The 17,504-nt window shown below is 35.7% G+C and carries 16 protein-coding genes; 3 read left to right on the top strand and 13 right to left on the bottom strand.

Annotation, left to right across the window (positions count from 1 at the left end):
* Position 1: 1 nt before the first annotated feature.
* Both MHI00_RS02375 and MHI00_RS02370 read right to left on the bottom strand, forming a co-directional pair.
* Entirely contained in the window at positions 2-1,030 is a 1,029-nt protein-coding gene (locus tag MHI00_RS02375) for a FecCD family ABC transporter permease (RefSeq protein ID WP_057000061.1), read from the bottom strand.
* Positions 1,031-1,114: 84 nt separating this feature from the next.
* A complete protein-coding gene (locus MHI00_RS02370; RefSeq protein WP_010052756.1) occupies positions 1,115-1,897 on the bottom strand; it encodes an ABC transporter ATP-binding protein in 783 nt (260 codons plus the stop codon).
* A gap of 219 nt (positions 1,898-2,116) precedes the next feature.
* On the opposite strand from MHI00_RS02370, the gene MHI00_RS02365 reads away from it, so the two are divergent.
* Positions 2,117-2,494, top strand: a complete 378-nt coding sequence (locus MHI00_RS02365) for a PH domain-containing protein (RefSeq protein WP_010052755.1) — start codon at positions 2,117-2,119, stop codon at positions 2,492-2,494.
* A 347-nt stretch (positions 2,495-2,841) separates the two neighbouring features.
* The gene (locus MHI00_RS02360) at positions 2,842-3,132 is read left to right on the top strand and encodes a hypothetical protein (protein WP_010052753.1); all 291 of its coding nucleotides are present in this window, start codon (positions 2,842-2,844) and stop codon (positions 3,130-3,132) included.
* A gap of 83 nt (positions 3,133-3,215) precedes the next feature.
* Here MHI00_RS02360 and MHI00_RS02355 read toward each other — a convergent pair whose 3' ends face one another.
* The 7 genes from MHI00_RS02355 to MHI00_RS02325 all read right to left on the bottom strand — a co-directional run bounded on the left by MHI00_RS02355 (position 3,216) and on the right by MHI00_RS02325 (position 11,588).
* Positions 3,216-3,548 (bottom strand): winged helix-turn-helix transcriptional regulator, encoded by a 333-nt coding sequence (locus MHI00_RS02355; RefSeq protein ID WP_015077524.1) that lies wholly within the window; start codon positions 3,546-3,548, stop codon positions 3,216-3,218.
* A 120-nt stretch (positions 3,549-3,668) separates the two neighbouring features.
* Positions 3,669-4,763, bottom strand: coding sequence for a DNA alkylation repair protein (locus MHI00_RS02350; protein WP_229251645.1), 1,095 nt, complete (start codon positions 4,761-4,763; stop codon positions 3,669-3,671).
* Positions 4,764-4,893: 130 nt separating this feature from the next.
* Positions 4,894-6,225 carry a H2O-forming NADH oxidase gene (nox, locus tag MHI00_RS02345; protein ID WP_057000063.1) on the bottom strand — a complete coding sequence of 444 codons (1,332 nt, stop codon included), beginning with the start codon at positions 6,223-6,225 and terminating at the stop codon, positions 4,894-4,896.
* Between the two features lie 290 nt (positions 6,226-6,515).
* Positions 6,516-7,631 carry an o-succinylbenzoate synthase gene (gene menC, locus MHI00_RS02340; protein ID WP_341110751.1) on the bottom strand — a complete coding sequence of 372 codons (1,116 nt, stop codon included), beginning with the start codon at positions 7,629-7,631 and terminating at the stop codon, positions 6,516-6,518.
* 18 nt (positions 7,632-7,649) lie between these two features.
* Positions 7,650-8,471 carry a 2-succinyl-6-hydroxy-2,4-cyclohexadiene-1-carboxylate synthase gene (gene menH, locus MHI00_RS02335; protein WP_341110748.1) on the bottom strand — a complete coding sequence of 274 codons (822 nt, stop codon included), beginning with the start codon at positions 8,469-8,471 and terminating at the stop codon, positions 7,650-7,652.
* The gene (gene menD / locus MHI00_RS02330; protein ID WP_010052744.1) at positions 8,468-10,207 is read right to left on the bottom strand and encodes a 2-succinyl-5-enolpyruvyl-6-hydroxy-3-cyclohexene-1-carboxylic-acid synthase; all 1,740 of its coding nucleotides are present in this window, start codon (positions 10,205-10,207) and stop codon (positions 8,468-8,470) included. The genes menH and menD overlap by 4 nt, the downstream gene beginning before the upstream one ends.
* Positions 10,200-11,588, bottom strand: coding sequence for an isochorismate synthase (locus MHI00_RS02325; protein ID WP_341110744.1), 1,389 nt, complete (start codon positions 11,586-11,588; stop codon positions 10,200-10,202). Before MHI00_RS02325 ends, menD begins: the two co-directional genes overlap by 8 nt.
* Before the next feature lie 380 nt (positions 11,589-11,968).
* On the opposite strand from MHI00_RS02325, the gene MHI00_RS02320 reads away from it, so the two are divergent.
* Entirely contained in the window at positions 11,969-12,535 is a 567-nt protein-coding gene (locus tag MHI00_RS02320; RefSeq protein ID WP_445662558.1) for a YitT family protein, read from the top strand.
* A gap of 170 nt (positions 12,536-12,705) precedes the next feature.
* On the opposite strand, the gene mngB is transcribed toward MHI00_RS02320, so the two are convergent.
* From mngB to MHI00_RS02300, 4 genes are all read right to left on the bottom strand, one after another.
* Complete coding sequence (mngB, locus tag MHI00_RS02315) at positions 12,706-15,381, bottom strand: mannosylglycerate hydrolase (protein ID WP_341110742.1); 2,676 nt, start codon at positions 15,379-15,381, stop codon at positions 12,706-12,708.
* 85 nt (positions 15,382-15,466) lie between these two features.
* Positions 15,467-16,570: a PTS fructose transporter subunit IIC gene (locus tag MHI00_RS02310; RefSeq protein WP_015077533.1), complete on the bottom strand. Its 1,104-nt coding sequence runs from the start codon at positions 16,568-16,570 to the stop codon at positions 15,467-15,469.
* A 20-nt stretch (positions 16,571-16,590) separates the two neighbouring features.
* On the bottom strand, positions 16,591-16,917 hold the full coding sequence (locus tag MHI00_RS02305; RefSeq protein ID WP_015077534.1) for a PTS fructose transporter subunit IIB: 327 nt from the start codon (positions 16,915-16,917) through the stop codon (positions 16,591-16,593).
* On the bottom strand, positions 16,914-17,375 hold the full coding sequence (locus MHI00_RS02300; RefSeq protein ID WP_010052735.1) for a PTS sugar transporter subunit IIA: 462 nt from the start codon (positions 17,373-17,375) through the stop codon (positions 16,914-16,916). The genes MHI00_RS02305 and MHI00_RS02300 overlap by 4 nt, the downstream gene beginning before the upstream one ends.
* Positions 17,376-17,504 lie beyond the last annotated feature (129 nt).

The raw sequence follows: 17,504 nt of genomic DNA, 5'->3' as shown, positions 1-17,504 counted from the left end.
TTTAGCGCCCTCCTTTATAATTGCGAGCTAATAAGATAAAGAAAGGTGCGCCAATGATTGCTGTAATGGCACCAATTGGAATTTCAAAAGGTGGGTTAATTGTTCGCGCCACTAAATCTGCTAGACTCAATAATAATCCACCTGTTAAACATGTCACAAAAAAGGTTCCTTGAAAACGATCACCTAAAATTAAACGCACAATGTGTGGGATACATAATCCAATAAAGCCAATATTCCCTGCAATGGCTACACTAGCTCCAGTTGCAACCACCATAATTAAAAGACCTAGATAACGGGCTTTCAATAATGATCCACCGAGACTTGAAGCAACTTCATCGCCTAAAGATAGTAAGTTGATTTCGACACTAATCCACCAAGTAATTAGCAAACAGACTAACAAAATAGTCAATAATATCCGAACATCAAGAAAGGTTGTTCCAGAAAAACCACCTGCTAACCAAAAACTTAAGTTGCGACTTGTTTTCGTTTGAAGACCAATTGCAATAGACAGGCTTGAAAAAAAGCCTGACATCGCCGTTCCAGCCAAAGCCATTTTAATTGGATTTATGCCCTTGTTACGGCTTCCAGTCATACTAACAATCAATCCAATGGCCAACAGACTTCCTAGCATTGCAACAACCGAACGTAATGGACTACCCAAATTAAAACCTAGACCATATGTGATTGCAACTGCCAAACTAGCTCCACCAGTCACGCCTAAAATTGAAGGGTCTGCTAAAGGATTACGCGTAACGGCTTGCATCAACTGACCAGATAAAGCCAGTAAAGCACCGACTAAAAGGGTTCCCAATAAACGAGGCAACCGTAAGTAACGAACGGTTTGGTGGAGTTTATCTTGCACATCATAGTGAGTAAAACTTTCGCCAATCGTTTTTAAAGAAATTGTTTCTGTGCCGTATTTCAAACTTAAAAGCGAAACAAGTATTAATCCAGCAAATAAAACAATCAAAACCATAATTAAACTCAATTGCCTAGCACTTCTTGTTTCTTTTACATGTAGTTGCTTCAAAGATGCCTCACCCACTTTTCAATTAAGAGGGTTCTATGAACCAAGCCTTTTACATTCAGTCTCACATTCTTCTCCCTCTCCACTTTACATCGTATCGTAAGATAACATCATTGGTTTTCCAGTTCGTTTGTCTGTTGTAATTTCTGCATCGATTTGAAAGACATCTACTAGCATTTCATGAGTGAATACATCCGCAGTTTCACCTTGATATAACAACTTTCCATCGCTTAGACAAACCATGTAATCAGCAAATCTAGCAGCCATATTTAAATCATGAATAACCATGATAATTGTTTTTCCCATTTCTTTATTTAAGCGTGTTAATAATTTTAGGATATCTAATTGATGAGCCAAATCTAAAAAAGTTGTTGGCTCGTCTAATAATAAAATATCACTATTTTGTGCTAACGTCATTGCAATCCAGACTCTTTGCCGCTGCCCACCAGATAAAGATTCAACAGGTTCATTTTTCAATTCTTCTAACTCTGTTTCCTTTAAAGCCCAATCAACTTGCATCTGATCTTCTTTAGTGAAGCGACCAAATGTGTTTTGATGAGGGAAACGACCATATTTAACTAAGTCTAAGACTGTAATATCACTTGGAGCTAATGGATTTTGAGGCAACATTGCGACTAATTTTGCCATCTCTTTTGGATCATATTCCTGAACCAATTTTTCTTTTACAAAAAATTCACCAGCTACTGGTTTTAAGTAACGTGTGACACCCTTTAATAGTGTTGACTTACAGCTGCCATTCGGTCCAATCAAGGCTGTAATTTTACCTAAGGGCAAAACAATATCTAAATCTTCAATCACTCGCTTTTTTTCATACTGCATTGTAATCCCAGTTGCTTTTACAGCTTCCAAAGTACCACCTGCTTTTCTTTCCTAAATTAGATTTATTATCATCTGTTTGAGAATCATTCTCAATAACTATTCATTGATTATAACAGAAATAAATGCGATAGTAATCAATTAAATGACAAATTGTTTTCTAACTCAATAAAAGATAACTACTCTTGTACTTTTGATTAGAATTCATTAAAATAGAGAATAGAAACTACAAAAAGAAAAGGACGTGCCAATATGGGATTATTTAGCGGTTTAATCAACAATGCTAGTGATGCAAATATCAATGATGTACGAAAAAAATTAGCGGATGTTTTATTGCCTACCGAAGATATCGAACTTGCTTATAAATTAGTTAGAGACATGGTTATTTTCACTGAAAAACGCTTAATTATTATTGATAAACAAGGTGTGACAGGAAAGAAAACATCTTATAAAAGTTACCCTTATCGTAGCATCAGTCGCTTTACTGTTGAAACAACTGGTCACTTTGATTTAGATGCAGAATTACACATTTTTATTTCCTCTGCATTAGAACCTGCTGCTACGTTAACCTTTTCTAAAGATCGTCATATTGTCGAAATTCAACAAGCGTTAGCTAAAGCTGTCTTGTAATATTTTCTTCACAAATTGTTTTTCAACTAATTAATGACTTTGAAGCCATCAAAAAAATTTATTTTTGATGGCTTCTTCTATTATTATATAACAATGAGATATCTTTTAAAAAATAAGAATAATCGATTTTGAACCTTTAAACAACTAAAAACAGTAAATTTTTTTCTAAAAAAAAACAAAAAAAGCTAGCTTTTTTTTGTTTTTTGTGTAGAATATAGGATAGTAATACTTTAATGACTTTTATCTTATACTTACTTTATAGTTAGAAATACTTTTTTTTATCTACTTTTGTGAATAAAAATACAAATAAATCCTATTAACAATTAACGAAATGGAGCGAACTCATCATGGATGAACAAATCAGAAAAGAAATTTTAGACTTTATATGGAGTGAACGTTTACTTGATGAAGCCGAACTACAAAGCACCCCCGATGCTGAAGATTGTTCCATCCGAATTGTCAATAAAAAAGGTGATATCATGGATGTAAAACTAGCTTTAGAAGCTGGAGAAATGCATCTATTAGCACCAAAAAAATCACTGTTTGCCTTTGTAAAAGACGAAGCTGGTAAATGGAAACCTAAATATTTCGAAAAATTAAATGCTTTAGGCTGTTCAGAAGAACGTTTTATGTTTTAAGCTAATTCTAACGAACCATCAAAAAACCATGACATTTCTGTCATGGTTTTTATTTATACCATTTAAACAACCTTGACTCCCCATTAATCCATCCATTTATCTGCCCAAATATGAACTTCACTCATTACATTTTTTAAGCTATAGCCCTTCTCCGTTAAACTATACTCAACCCGTACCTGTGAATCTGGATAAACATCCCGAACTAGAATATCATTATCTGCTAACTCTTTTAATCGTTCAACAAGGATTCGATCACTAATAGTTGGGATTTTTGCAGCTATATCTTTATAGCGCTGCGGACCTTCTAACAATACCTCCACAATTAACCCCATCCACTTCTTATCTAAAATCGAAAAAACATGTTCTACCTGCGTACATTTTTGGCTCGTTGCTTTATCCATCAACTCCTCATTCATTTCCTTCACCTCTTTTTATTGATTATACCACTTTTGTTTACAAATAGTAAGTAACTTCTCTTATCCTTGATTAATTTAGCAAAAAAAGTTACTAAGCCTGGAACTTAGCAACTTTTCTTTCTAACCTTTCAAAAACAGACTTGTTTCAGCAAACTCAACTCCATTTAATAGTAAAACAACCCTATGCTCCCCAGCATAATGCTTTCTAGTCGTTAAATCTTTCCATTTATGCGTGCGTCTGCCTGAAATTGTCTGACCCCCACTAACATTTTTCTCCGATAAGAAAAATAGTTTTCGCGTTGCCTTACCGTTAGCCTTAATAAAATAGATGCCATACTCGATACGGACATGTAAATCTGAATCACCCTTTGTTGTAAATTGGTAGCTAAATTCAGATTCTTCCCCCATTTCTAATTCACTTAGCTGACTATTAATTTCTGCCATGTTAATTTGATTTTCTACCTTAGGATATCCAAATAAGCGCATAATTTCAGGATCAGCTTGTTTTATTAACGTTCGACAGCCTTTACGTAAAATCCAATCTGTCTGTTGGCTCTGACCTTGCCACGCTTTCACAAGCTCAATTATTTTTTGAGGATTGTCTTTTGCAATATCATTTAAATTATTGGCAACACTTTTCCGCACATATAAAGAGTCATCATTTTTTAATAATTCTAAAATATCCAATACTGGACCGGGATTGACTTTAAAAAGGCCTAAAGCTTGGCCCCACGGCAACCTCGGGCGACAGCCTTCACTAGCTAAACGTCGAATATGCTCATTTTCATCTGTTGCCCATTCTTTCATCAAGCTCATGACTTTGATTGGATTTTTCAATATAAACGTTCGAATAGCAAATTCAGAAGAAGAGCCTTTGGTAAAACGTTTAATCGCCTCCATTGATAACTCCCAATCCGATTCATTTTGCCCGTATACTTCAACAAAATCAGGGAAAAACAAATAAGGAAAGCCTTGGCACTCTTGTTCCAATTGAAATAATAGAGCAATTTGATCAGAGTAACTACCTTTTAAGCATCGTCCTAAAACAGTAGAAATACGACGCATTCTTTCTTTTAACTTTAAATCCTCCCAGTCCTCATTCAACACCTCTTGTTTAAATTTTGTTGCATTAAAACTAGCTGATTTCTCTTGAACTAAAGCTGAGAAATGATTAATAAACTCATTATTGTATACCTCTTTTAATGCCGTTGCCATATCCTATCTCTCCTGTTCTGATTCCTTTTTCATTTTTATTATAACAGAGTAAACTAGACAACAGTCTGTCAATGATCCCAGCAAAAAAAGACTGGCATAGGTCATTCCAGTCTTCCTGTCAATTTTAATTCTATTTAGCAGATAAAGCTGCCATTGTAATGTAATTATAAGGTTGATTGAAGTGTGGTAAGAAGAAAATATCCAATAGTTTTAATTTATCAATGGTTACTTTTTCTTCAATCGCTAGCGAGAACATATGGATTCCCATTGAAATATCTTCTTTGGAAGCCAACTGTGCACCTAAAATGCGACGAGTGGTTTTGTCATAAACAATTCTAATTTTAACCTCATTATTTTTCTTGATAAAAGCAGGTTTTTGCAAGTCTTCAAATTCAGTATAAGCCACATCAAATCCAGCTTGTTTCGCTGCTTTCAAATTTAAACCTGTTGAAACCATGTTATAGCCAAAAATAGAAATTCCATTTGAACCTTGAACTCCGATTGATTCTAAAGGCGTTCCACATACATTATGTCCAGCAACAATTCCGCTACGAACCGCATTTGTCGCCAACGCAATATAAGTAGTTGCCTCTAAAGCATTGCTATAAATAGTGGCACAATCTCCTACAGCATAAACATCTGGTAAACTGGTTTCTTGCTTCAAGTTCACTTCATAAGCGCCATTCGAGAAAAGTTTAAGCGCATCTTTTCCTAGTTCTGTATTTGGATTAAACCCAATCGCTAATAAAACTAAATCAGCTGCATAAGAACCTTTATCCGTAACAACTTCTTGGACTTTATCCGTCCCTTTTAGCTCTAACACCTTTTGGCCAAATTCTAATTCAATCCCATTGTCCATTAAGTTTTTATCCATGTCTTCTGTAAACCAAGGATCATAGTAACCCGCTAAGCTCGTTGTATCAATATCAAATAAACGCACATTTTTTCCACGGCGCTTCGCAGCTTCTGCCATTTCAACACCTATATAACCCGCTCCAATAACGGCTACATTTTCAATAGCTGGATCATTCAATGCCAAATCTGCCGCTTGTCCGTCTTGGAATAATTTAACAAATTGAACATTTTCTAGTTCTATTCCTGGTATTGCTGGTTTGATGGGTACAGAACCAGTCGCTAAAATTAGTTTGTCGTATGATTCACAAATTTCATTATTCGCCGTATCTACCGCATAAACTTTTTTATCACTAAAATCTACTTTTGTAATAGTAGTTTCCATATGAACTTTGGCTTTCTTCTCAACAAAAGCATCTTTCGATGTATAAAATAATTGATCCGGTGTTTCAATTTGTCTACCTACCCATAAGGCTGTTCCACAACCAAGATAACTTAAATTCGTATTTCGATCAAAGATAACGAGTTCATTTTCTGGATAATTATCTAGAATCGTATTTGAAGCTGCAATCCCCGCATGGTTTGCTCCTATTAACACAATCTTACTCATTTTAAAACGCCCCCTATATTTTTTTAGTCCATTCTCATCTTGCATCGTCATTATAGCAATTACAAAACCGCAAAGCAACAACAATAAAAACGGTTACAACTTATTCTTATTGTTGTTAGTTATTTAATTATTTCATCAAAACTCTTTTGCTCGATGATGAACAATGATTCATCTCGACTTTTTATTTTCACAAGCTTGTGCTTCTCTGTTACTTAAAAAATTAAATAAAAATAGCATACAGAGAATAAACAGAAGTTTTCACACTTTATTATCCCCTCTATGCTTAAAAATTAATCTATTAGTACGTAATCTGTTTGTTTTAGGCAATAGTTCTTCACTACTTGCCAATCGACTTCAACTCCAATTCCATCGCCAGAAGGAACAGTTATTTCTCCTTCGACTAAATCAAAAGTTGTCTTGATAATATCTTCAGCGAAATAGCGATTTGAGGCAGAAATATCTCCCGGAAAAGAAAATTCTTCCCGAGAAGCTAAGGCTAAATTAAATGCTCTTCCAATTCCTGCTTCTAACATCCCTCCACACCACACGAGTATATCATGAGACTGACAATAATCCACAATTTCTAAAGCTTCCTGTAACCCACCAACACGGGATATTTTTAAATTTATACTCTGGCAACTGCCTAATTGGTGAGCTAATTGAACATCGCCTAAACAGCGAATATTCTCATCTAAACATACTCTCGTTTTCAGTTGACTTTGTGCCCATGCATGATCAACAAAATCCCGAAAGCCAAAAGGTTGTTCAATCATAGCTAAATCATACTTATCTAAAGCTTTAAGCAAAGATAAATCTTCCTTTGTATATGCTGAATTCGCATCTGCCATTAAAGTTAACTCTGGAAATGCTTTTCGAACTGCGGCAATAGGTTCTTGATCAAACCCCGGTTTAATTTTCAACTTAACTCGTTGATAGCCGGTTGCAACATACCCCTCGACTAATTGAAGTAAAACCTCAATAGACGGTTGAATACCGATACTAACTCCAACTGGAATACGCAAGCGATTCGCTCCGATTAAGTGCTGAATAGACTGATTTTGCTCTTTTCCATATAAATCCCAGATAGCCGTTTCAAGTGCTGCTTTTGCCATTTCATTGCCTCGAATGGGTGCCAACAATGCTCTTACCTCTTGTGGATGTTCGATGATGACACCCTTTATAAGAGGCAATAAGTGATTTACAAGGATTAAGCCAGCCGTTTCCCGCGTTTCTTCTGTATAATCAGGAATCTCAAAAGCTTCAAGTTCTCCATAGCCTTTATTGCCTAATTTGTTTTCGACCTCAATTAAATAAAAAGCTTTTGTTTTAATTGCCCCATAACTTGTGATAAATGGTGTTAATAGTGGCAATTCAATATGATAAAGCGTCACTTTAACTATTTCCATGTCAAACTCACACCTTCCTTACAACTGATTATCCGCAATTTCTTGTAAGCATTTAGCAAAGAGCATCGGCTGTTCTATGTGCGGAGCATGTCCTGCTCCAGCAAATTCAACTAGTTTAGAATGCGGAAAAAGTGTCCCCATTTCTTCAGCTAGTTGTTTAAATTTTAGATCTGCTTCCCCAATCAATAAATAGACTGGGAACTGGATCTGTTTTAATTCTTGCCAATAACTAGGTTGGCTTCCAGTGCCTAATTGTTCGAGACTGATAGCTAATCCAATCGGATTCTGACTTAAACGTTCATCTCTAATTCGACTTTTAATTTCGGTAGATAATTTTTTTTGAGTTGCAAATAGTGGCAGGTTCTCCCAACTTTCAACAAATTTAGTTAAACCATCTTTTATGATGCTCTTGGCTAATTTAGCATCATGCTCTCGACGCATCTCTTGTTCCCGATTAGTTGTAAGACCTGGTGAACTACTTTCTAGAATGAGTTTATTCACTTTATCTGGATAATTAGCTGCAAAGCCGAGCGCAACTCGTCCCCCCATTGAATAGCCTAAAAGCAAAACTTTAGGAAGCTTTAATTCTTCTAAAAAAAGAGCAATATCTAAGATTTGCTCTTCCATAGAATAACGTTTTTCAGCGACATGGTAAGCTGTCTCACCATGTCCAACTAAATCTAAGCTAATGATCGTCTCAGTGACTAAAGCCTCTGTAACCTCTGAAAAGGTTGCTTTGGTACCAGTAAAGCCATGAAGCATTAGCCATGGAATCCGTTTTGGATCAGTACCTTCTTTAACCGTATAGCTATATTCAACTCCACGAATTTGTATTTTCATCGCTTTGATGCCTTTAATTCTTCTGTAACCTTAGCAAAAAGTTCTTGGTGAACAGCTACATTTTCGTAGCGATTGGTTTTAATTTCAATAATATCTAAGCCTTTATGAAAATGAGCATGATCTAAAGCTTCATGTAATTGTTCGCCATCAGAAACTTGTTGATAGCCCCCGCTGTATAGATCTGCCACTTTTGCAAAATCTAAATTTAGCTCTGTGCCAAATAACGTTTCAAAGTATTTTGGTAAATCTGCTTGTGGCAAGAAAGAAAAAATACCGCCACCATTATTATTTACAACTAGAATCGTTAAGTTAATTCCATATTTTTGAGCCATTAGCAGCCCATTCATATCATGGTAAAAAGATAAATCACCAATAACTAAATACATCGGTTGAATGAACGTTCCGCAACCTAACGCCGTCGAGATGACGCCGTCAATTCCGTTAGCACCACGGTTGGCTAGTAAAGTTAACTCTTTTTCTGTTTTAGCAAAAAAAGTATCTACGTCACGAATCGGCATGCTATTGCCAATAAATAAACCCGATTTGTTAGGTAAATGCTTACGTAATAAATGAATCAGTTCCCCTTCATCAATTGACTCAGCAACATCAATGCTCTGTTGTACGATTTCCGCTGTCAATTGATTGACCGTTTGCCAACTAGTCAACCAGCTTGAGTCTGTTACCTGTGTAAATCGCTCAGTAAATTCATCTACTAAAAAATGTTCCTCGCAATGGATTAAATCAGTCGCTGCCTTCATTGGATCTTTCCATTCCTCACCTGGATCAACTAAGTAGTAAGGAATTCCAGCAAAAGATTCTACCCATTTCATTAAAGATTTCGAAACAGGCATAGCGCCAAAACGAATGATGACTTCTGGGACCAAGTCGGTGACTTCAAGTGGATTTCTTAAAAAAGCATCATACTGATCAATAACCGTATTGTCTATGCCACCATAGGTACGTAGTCCTGACAAAGGATCAGCTACAATCGGCCAACCAATTTGTTTAGCAAATGCAGCTAACTTCGCTGGAAACTCTTTTTTTGCTAATGGCCCGGCAATAATTAACCCTTTTTTGCCTGCACAAGCTTCAATAATTTTATCGATTGTTCCAGTCGGAATCACTTTATGAGAATAATAAATATGCACATGCTCATTTATATTTTGACGAGTAAAAGGCGATGGATCTAAGATTGGTACTAAAGGTTCACGTAAAGGAAAATTCAAATGCACAGGTCCACGAGGGACTGTCATGGCAATATCGACTGTTTTACTTCCATGCCATTTTGCATAGCGCAACATTTCTAGCGAGTTTTCTGGCAAGGCCATATCAACAAAACTTTTCACGTGTTCTCCATACAAACGGACTTGTTCCATTGCTTGTGGAGCTCCTACACCTCGAAGTTCAGGTGGACGATCGGCAGTTAAAACAATTAATGGAATACTAGATAAATTGGCTTCAGCAACAGCTGGAAAATAGTTCGCAGCTGCTGTTCCAGACGTACACAATAAAACAACAGGATTTTTAGAGGCTTTGGCAATCCCTAACGCAAAAAAACCAGCAGAACGTTCATCAATATCAACATAAACTTTCAATGTTGGATGTTCTGCCATCAATAGTGCCAAAGGTGTTGAACGTGAACCTGGGCTAATTACTGCCTCTTTAACACCGGCTTGAACTAATTCTTCAACAAATGTAACTAAATAATCTGTTAGTGCTTGATTTTTTTCATTCATTTTCCATTCCTCCTAAAGCTCGTAACATTGGTTGAAATTTAATTGCCGTTTCATTTAACTCTTCAGTTGGGTCAGAACCGGCTACAATTCCGCAACCTGCAAACAACAAACTTTGCTGTCCCATAATTAATGCTGAACGAATTCCGACTGCAAATTCTCCTTGATCAGAACTATCAACCCAACCAATTGGTGCACCATAAAAACCTCGATTGTAAGGTTCCTTTTGACGAATAACTTCTAACGCTAAATCTGTTGGTACTCCACCTAGTGCCGGTGTAGGATGCATCCCTTTCACTGCCTCTAAAAATGAAAAATGTTCTTTTTTTGTTCCAGCCAATGTTAAAAATAAGTGTTGAATATCTCGGTTTTTTAATAAGGTTGGTCCGCCTGAAATAGCTAAATCTGTTGTAAATCCTTCCATAGTATGACGAATCATTTCGACAACTAATTGATGTTCATGAACGTTTTTATGGTCGGCCAATAAACGATCGCCAATCGCTTGGTCTTCCGCAAAAGTTGCGCCACGTTTTGCAGAACCAGCTACACAAGCAGAATAAAATTTATTTCCTTCAGCAGATAATAATCGCTCAGGAGTTGCACCTAAAAATGTTTTTTCTCCATTTTCCACTACGAAGAAATAACTATTTTGTTGTGTTTTTCTTAACTTTTCTAAAACAGCCTCAATGGCCACATCTGTTTCATGAGTTAACAACATCTGCCTTGATAAAACAACCTTATTCAACTCTTTTGATGCCTTGATTGCATCAACCGTTTCAGAAACAGCCGCTAACCATGAATCCGTTGCTAGTTCTTCTTTTTTCGTAATTGCCGCTATTTCAGTCTCTGTCACAAATGGTGTCGCTAAAAGTTCTTCCCATTGCTTCATTATTCTAAGTGGCTTTTCTATCAAATCTGCTTGTGTTACATAAAAATTAAAGGTTATATAACTTTTTCCCGCTGTAGTTGTAAGTAAATACGTTGGTAATGAAAAATAAGCATCTTGAAATTCTTCCCAATTTGCATCTGCTTTCGCCAGGCTATCAAAGCTAAATCCACCAATCAATAATGCCCCAGTCCCTAAAATTATTTCATTACTAACTGTTTGCTTTTTCAATTTATCTTTAAACTGATTTAATTCAGTATAACTTTCATTTCCAGCTTTTGAGCTATAACGCTCTGTACAACCGATACCTGCTAGTGTCACTGTTTTAGATGGATTTTGCCAAAAAACACGTTGACCAGTATACTTCTTAGCCCCCTTTTTAAACAGTGTGAGTGCATCAAGTTCATTTAACTCTCTCACATAGCTAACTAAAACAGATGAATGCTCCTCTAATTTTAATTTAGCTGCCTCACTGATATCTGATGGTAATGTCCACATAATCATTTCGCTCCTTCTACTTATAAAGCTCTTTTTCTAGTATAACAAAATCAGGTTAAAATTGCTTTAAACCCGCACAAAAAAGATAAGATAAATTAGAACAAAAAAACTAGAAATCAAAAATAAGATTATGTATTAAGAATACATTCCCCATAAGTTAACTAAAAAATAAAGCTCACATCTATCCTAACTATTGTTTCATGTACTTTTCGCTAGAATAATTTAACATAATCCTTGGCATTCCACTCTCCTTGGCTCAGTGTGGATTCGAATAAAATTATCATTAACATAAGTTGTAACTATGTTTAACATGTGATATACTTAACAAAATTATTTTGGCAGGTGAACGTATTGTGATTAAAGAAATAAAGAAAACGCCTATGATTCTGTTAGGACTCATTTTTATTAGTATCGGACTAAACTGGTTCTTATTGCCCCACGACATTGCAGCTGCAGGAGTAGGCTCGATTGGACACTTAGTAGAAATTAATTTTTCAATCAATCGTTCGTTAACAGTCTGGTCCATTAACTTAACTATGCTAGTAATGGCGGCATTATTTTTGGGTAAGCTAGTTTTCATCAAATCTGTCATAGGAAGTTTATTGTTTCCAATTATATTGGGGTTCGTGCCTATGTTTGCCTTACTATCGTCTCATTTTATTTCCTTAATTATTGGGAGCTTATTATTCAGCTTAGGAGTATACTCACTTTATTCTGTTGGAGCATCTAATGGAGGAATCACGATTCCACCTATTATTTTCAATAAATATTTTCGTTTATCAATTTCAAAAGGACTACTTTTAACAAATTTAATCATTATTTTTTTCAACTATATTACTTTTGGTTTGCTAGAAACAGCTTTCGTTATTCTATCTATTGGTATTAGTACTCTATTCATTACTATTTTGACTAATTTTAAACCTGTTGTACACGACTTAGCAAAATAACAAAATGTGGCTAACAAATTTTCAATTCCATTTGATTGTCCTATTTTCATTAAAAAATTGGCTGATAAGTTTTAGGAACCCGTCCCTAGACTTACCAGCCAATTTATTTTTATTTATCTCATCTACCTGTCGTTTCAACATAATTCAGTATAAAAAATACTTCTGACTAATTATTCTACATATAACGTAATAAATTTAGCATGAGAAATATCCTCTAGTAGTACTTTTTGGTCTGAAATAGACAACTCTCGTTTCCGCTTTTCTTTTAAATTCACTTGTTCTACTAATTGAACAGGATGGTTGAATACAACTTCTGTGTTTAAAGTTTCGCTAACATGGCCGTTATACAAGCGAATAATATAACCCGGTCGGTTCTCTGCCTTTTTCACAATACTTAACGTCAGATCCCCCTTAATTTCAAATAAACTATAATGGGTCGGCAACTCTTTTGGTTCATCGCCTAATGTAAAAATGAGTCTAGAGTTTAAAAACTCTGCATATTGATACACTTGTAAGGGGCTCGTTGCTTTTTTGGCTTTATTTGCAACGGCCGCTTGATTGAATGAATCCGAAAAATAATACGCAGAGAACTCAAAAGTCATCACTTTATGGCATTGCGCATCTGGAGTTTCAATGACCGTTTCCCCTGATGCTCTACCTGGACGATACAATAAATCTTCTTTCCCCATAAAGCCATAGGTTCTAAAAAGCGTTAAACGAATCGTATCAAAGTCTTCTCCAATGATTTCGTATTCTCTTACGCCTTTTGGTATGACTGCAAGCCCATGCTCTTCATTAAATAGACTGACAAAGCTTTGACAAGTTTCGATAGCAATTGGCATCTCGTTCCATTTTTCTTTATGTGCATTCCATAAAGCCATTTCTTTTTCAAAAACAACTGGTCTTTTAATTGTCCCAAATTGCTGGTCTGCAGTTGAGAATTTCGACTGAATACCCGTATCAAATAGCACACAAACACGGTGACTGTCTACTAAACGATTATCTACTTGGAAAGTAAAATCGATAATTTCTGAATTTTTCTTTAATGCTATCCTTAAACTCAATGGAAGTTCTTTACTTCTTATACCTTTTTCACGTTCGATTAAATCTGCTGGAACCATCATTGTAAAATGAACAGCAATTGATTTAAAGATATCAGATTCTTTTACGTTAATTGTCGGAGAGAATTCTGTAGATTGAATGACCAAATCTTTTTCTGGTGGCGAATAGTTAAATGAATCTCCATTGTCTCCGTTTTCTTCAATAATTCCTTGTTTTTTATACACTGTATCAGTAGTTTTCTCCAAAATATCAAATGATCCATCTTCATTTACAGTGATTTGATAGAATTCATTCTCAATTTGCTTCGTCTCTTTTGTAGCAAACTTAGTGTAACTATCGCCGGCTAAATCAATCGTCAGTTGAGTATAGCCCATACTTAGTATCACTGAACTTTGAAAGGCAATTTTAGCTTTATAGACTTTTTTAGGCAGGTAACTCTCTTTCGTTGGGTTTAAAATATTCCCTTGATTCAACACATAGGCTGTCTGATCTTCCATAGCTAAAATCGTGTATTCAAGTGGCGCGCCATTTGCATCTAAAATAGAAAAAGTTTCTTGAGGAAGATACACTTCCGCTTCAATAACTTCATTTCGTTTTTTAGCGTAAGGATTGAAAATCGTCAAACTTATTTCTCTTTCCTCAGGTTGATGTATCTGCGTGGCTATTTCTCGCATCGTTAACTCAGCTAAATTCATAGCAATATCACGCGCTTGTTTATAACGCATATAGACGTCTTCATTCGTTGTATCCGATACACAAGAACCAATTGAATCATGCGCTGCATTCTCGAACATTAGTTTCCAAACTTCTTTGATTGTTTCAACAGGGTAATCAAATCCCAGTTTCATTGAAATTGTTAAAATAGGTTCCAATACATTTACTAAATAATTTTGAACTTGCGTATTTAACGCTTTTAAATCTGGACGAGAAGAGAAAATTGTTTTATGAATACGCATTAACTTTCCATTAATTAACTCACCAGCAATTTCTTCAAGTTCAGGATGTTGATTCTTCACAGCTTGAATGTAGCGCTCAATTGTAGAAAAATGTAGTTCGTACTCTCCTTTGTATAATTCATTCATTTCTTTGACTAACTGAGGTAAATTTTCACGAACGGGAGCTTGGTCAAATCCATTAGGAAAATAAACTTGATTTGTTGAACTTCTTTTCCAGGTTGTTTTAAAAGGCTCTTCGTGTAAAAATTTAGCTAATGCTTCTTTTTCTTCTGGAATCGCTCCGCCAATATAATACCCACTAGGAATTTGAAATGCCGTTACTACAGATCCATCTTCGCCACGCCATTTAAATTCTGTTTGTTCCACATCGTCATCACTTACCCCGCGCCAAAACATCGTATCTTCAATTTCAAATTCTTGATAAATTTGAGGCATACTAGCAGCTTGTCCAAATGAATCTGGCACATAGCCGACATTCATATACGGTCCAAATTCTTCAGAGACCTGCATCCCATACTGCATATTCCGAACAATACTTTCTCCTGAAATAACTAATTGATCCGTTTGTGTGTACCAAGGGCCAATAATCAAGTTCCCGCTTTTCACTAACGCTTCAATCCTATTTTTATCTTGTGGTCGCCATTTTAAATAATCATCTAACAAAGACGCCTGCCCATCTAAAACAAATGTATCGTATCCATTTTCTCCTTCTAGCTGTTCCAACACTTTTTTCAAATCGTGCATTAAATAAATCTTTGATCTACTCGTTGTAAAATACCATTCTCGATCCCAATGACTATGTGGGACAACATGTACTATTTTTTTCATTTATACGCTCCTAACTTATTTAAAATTCGATAGAAAAAGGCATGAGCCAACGGATGAAAACCATCGCTAATGCCCTCTTATTTAATTAATTTTCAAAACTAATCTCTACATCAATTGAATCCGTATCTTGTGCTTCTAATTCTTCATCTTTATTGAAATTCACGAATAGCGGCGCCACAAATCCAATAAATGCTGCACCAGCAAAGAGGCCAATTAAATAAGCCCAGCCATTTCCAACAGTAAAGAAGCCGTAGATTCCACCGACTGGCGGCATTTTATCGTACATGCCTAACAAAATTCCAAGTCCAGAAGCAAGAGCACCACCAATCATATTAATCGGCACTAATTTTAAAGGACTAACCAAAGTAAATGGAATAGCACCTTCTGTAATCCCAATAAATCCCATAATAAAGTTATTTCTACCAGCATCTAAAAGCTCAGCATTAAAACGTTTCTTATGGAAAACAGTTGCTAGCGCATAACCTAGAGGAACTGCACAAATGGCTACGTTTACAATAATTGCTGGCAAGTATAAACCTTCAGTTAATAAAACATTTCCTGCCATCCAAGCAGCTTTATTCACTGGACCACCTAGATCTGAGCCAATCATCGCACCCATAATTAAAGCTAAAAGAACCTTATTTACATCGTTAGCAATCATGTTACGAATCCATTCTACAAGACTTGTATTAATCCAAGCTAAAGGTTCCGATAACAAAGCTCCCATTACAATAGCTACTGAGAGAGTTGCTATTAAAGGCAAAATCACTAATGGCATTACGCCAGAAAAGGATTCTGGTAATTTAATATGATTTTTAGACCATTTGACTAAATAACCTGCTAAAAAACCTGCGATTACGGCGCCAAGAAAACCTGCATTGGTATTTGTTGCCACTGCCCCACCAATAAATCCTGCACCTAATGCTGCTTTGTCTCCAATTGAATAAGCAATAAACCCTGCTAATACTGTATTAATAAGTCCGATTCCGACCCAACCAACTTGCTCAATCGCGTAAAGGATATGTTTAAAACCTTCTGCATCGGCATAAGGATCTAGGCTTGTAATTCCCATACCTAAAGCAATCATTTTAGGAATAGCGACAACTAATGATGCACCAATAATCAATGGAAGAACAAAACTAATCCCACTCATTAAGTGGCCTTTAATTTCCTGTAACTTCTTTTTCATTATTTATTTTCCCCTTTTCATTAATTTGCTGTTTGTCTTTCTTTAACGGCTTCAATACATTTTTTAAGAACAGCTTCTGGAGCCTTAATGCACGTATTAATACTCACACGCAATTGCGGTTTCCCATCAAATCGTTCAAGTCCAATTACTTTTTGATCTGTTGCTAATAAAACAAAATCGGCTTCATTTGCTTCCTGTTGACTAATCTTGTTGACTTGTCCCAATGATCCTTGTTGTTCTATTTTTACATCATAACCTAATTTTTTTCCTGCTTTTTCTAGTGCTTTAGCAGCCATTGGCGTATGAGCTAATCCCGCTGGACATGCTGAAATTCCGACTATTTTCATAACGTAGACTCTCCAATCATTTCATTTTTAATTACTGTAACTAATTGATCTTTATTCGTATTTTTTTGAACCTGACTGATAAATTCATCTTCCATTAAAGCAGTTGCTAATCGACTCAGCATTTCTAAATGAAGAGTCCCTTCATCTTCTTTTGGGACAAGCAAAGCAAAAATATTTTTCACTCTAGATTCATCAAAGGTCTCCCATTCAAGTTCATTTTCTAAACGAATGAACAAGACAGTTGGCGCTAATACATAGGGAGATTTCGCATGAGGAATAGCAAATCCATCCTGTAAACCAGTAGAATACTCACTTTCTCTTTCTACAAATGCTTCATATACTTTTTCCACATCTTTTACAAATCCTAATTTTTCTGCATATCTTGCAACTGATTTGAATAACTCGCTTTGCGAGGCAACAACAACATCCAAAAGAATGTTTTCTTCTGTGAAGTCCATTCCTATGACCTCCTTTCTTTGTTTCAATACATTAAATTTAATGGATTTACCAAACAATGTAAACACTTCCATTTTCCATTTCAAATGGAAATCGATTGAAAGTTAACTTTCCAAAAACACTTCCAGATT

The organism is Carnobacterium sp. FSL E2-0243 (genome assembly GCF_038003605.1).
In the GTDB taxonomy this organism is placed as follows: domain Bacteria; phylum Bacillota; class Bacilli; order Lactobacillales; family Carnobacteriaceae; genus Carnobacterium; species Carnobacterium maltaromaticum.
This window is presented reverse-complemented; position numbering and strand designations above follow the sequence as displayed.

Excerpts from the sequence above, each read along its gene's own strand:
- MHI00_RS02365 (WP_010052755.1), top strand. The coding sequence starts at position 2,117 with ATGGGATTATTTAGCGGTTTAATCAACAATGCTAGTGATGCAAATATC.
- MHI00_RS02355 (WP_015077524.1), bottom strand. The coding sequence starts at position 3,548 with ATGAATGAGGAGTTGATGGATAAAGCAACGAGCCAAAAATGTACGCAG.
- MHI00_RS02350 (WP_229251645.1), bottom strand. The coding sequence starts at position 4,763 with ATGGCAACGGCATTAAAAGAGGTATACAATAATGAGTTTATTAATCAT.
- MHI00_RS02300 (WP_010052735.1), bottom strand. The coding sequence starts at position 17,375 with ATGGACTTCACAGAAGAAAACATTCTTTTGGATGTTGTTGTTGCCTCG.
- MHI00_RS02305 (WP_015077534.1), bottom strand. The coding sequence starts at position 16,917 with ATGAAAATAGTCGGAATTTCAGCATGTCCAGCGGGATTAGCTCATACG.
- MHI00_RS02325 (WP_341110744.1), bottom strand. The coding sequence starts at position 11,588 with ATGTGGACATTACCATCAGATATCAGTGAGGCAGCTAAATTAAAATTA.
- menH (WP_341110748.1), bottom strand. The coding sequence starts at position 8,471 with ATGAAAATACAAATTCGTGGAGTTGAATATAGCTATACGGTTAAAGAA.
- mngB (WP_341110742.1), bottom strand. The coding sequence starts at position 15,381 with ATGAAAAAAATAGTACATGTTGTCCCACATAGTCATTGGGATCGAGAA.
- MHI00_RS02320 (WP_445662558.1), top strand. The coding sequence starts at position 11,969 with ATGATTCTGTTAGGACTCATTTTTATTAGTATCGGACTAAACTGGTTC.
- MHI00_RS02310 (WP_015077533.1), bottom strand. The coding sequence starts at position 16,570 with ATGAAAAAGAAGTTACAGGAAATTAAAGGCCACTTAATGAGTGGGATT.
- nox (WP_057000063.1), bottom strand. The coding sequence starts at position 6,225 with ATGAGTAAGATTGTGTTAATAGGAGCAAACCATGCGGGGATTGCAGCT.
- MHI00_RS02360 (WP_010052753.1), top strand. The coding sequence starts at position 2,842 with ATGGATGAACAAATCAGAAAAGAAATTTTAGACTTTATATGGAGTGAA.
- menD (WP_010052744.1), bottom strand. The coding sequence starts at position 10,207 with ATGAATGAAAAAAATCAAGCACTAACAGATTATTTAGTTACATTTGTT.
- menC (WP_341110751.1), bottom strand. The coding sequence starts at position 7,631 with ATGGAAATAGTTAAAGTGACGCTTTATCATATTGAATTGCCACTATTA.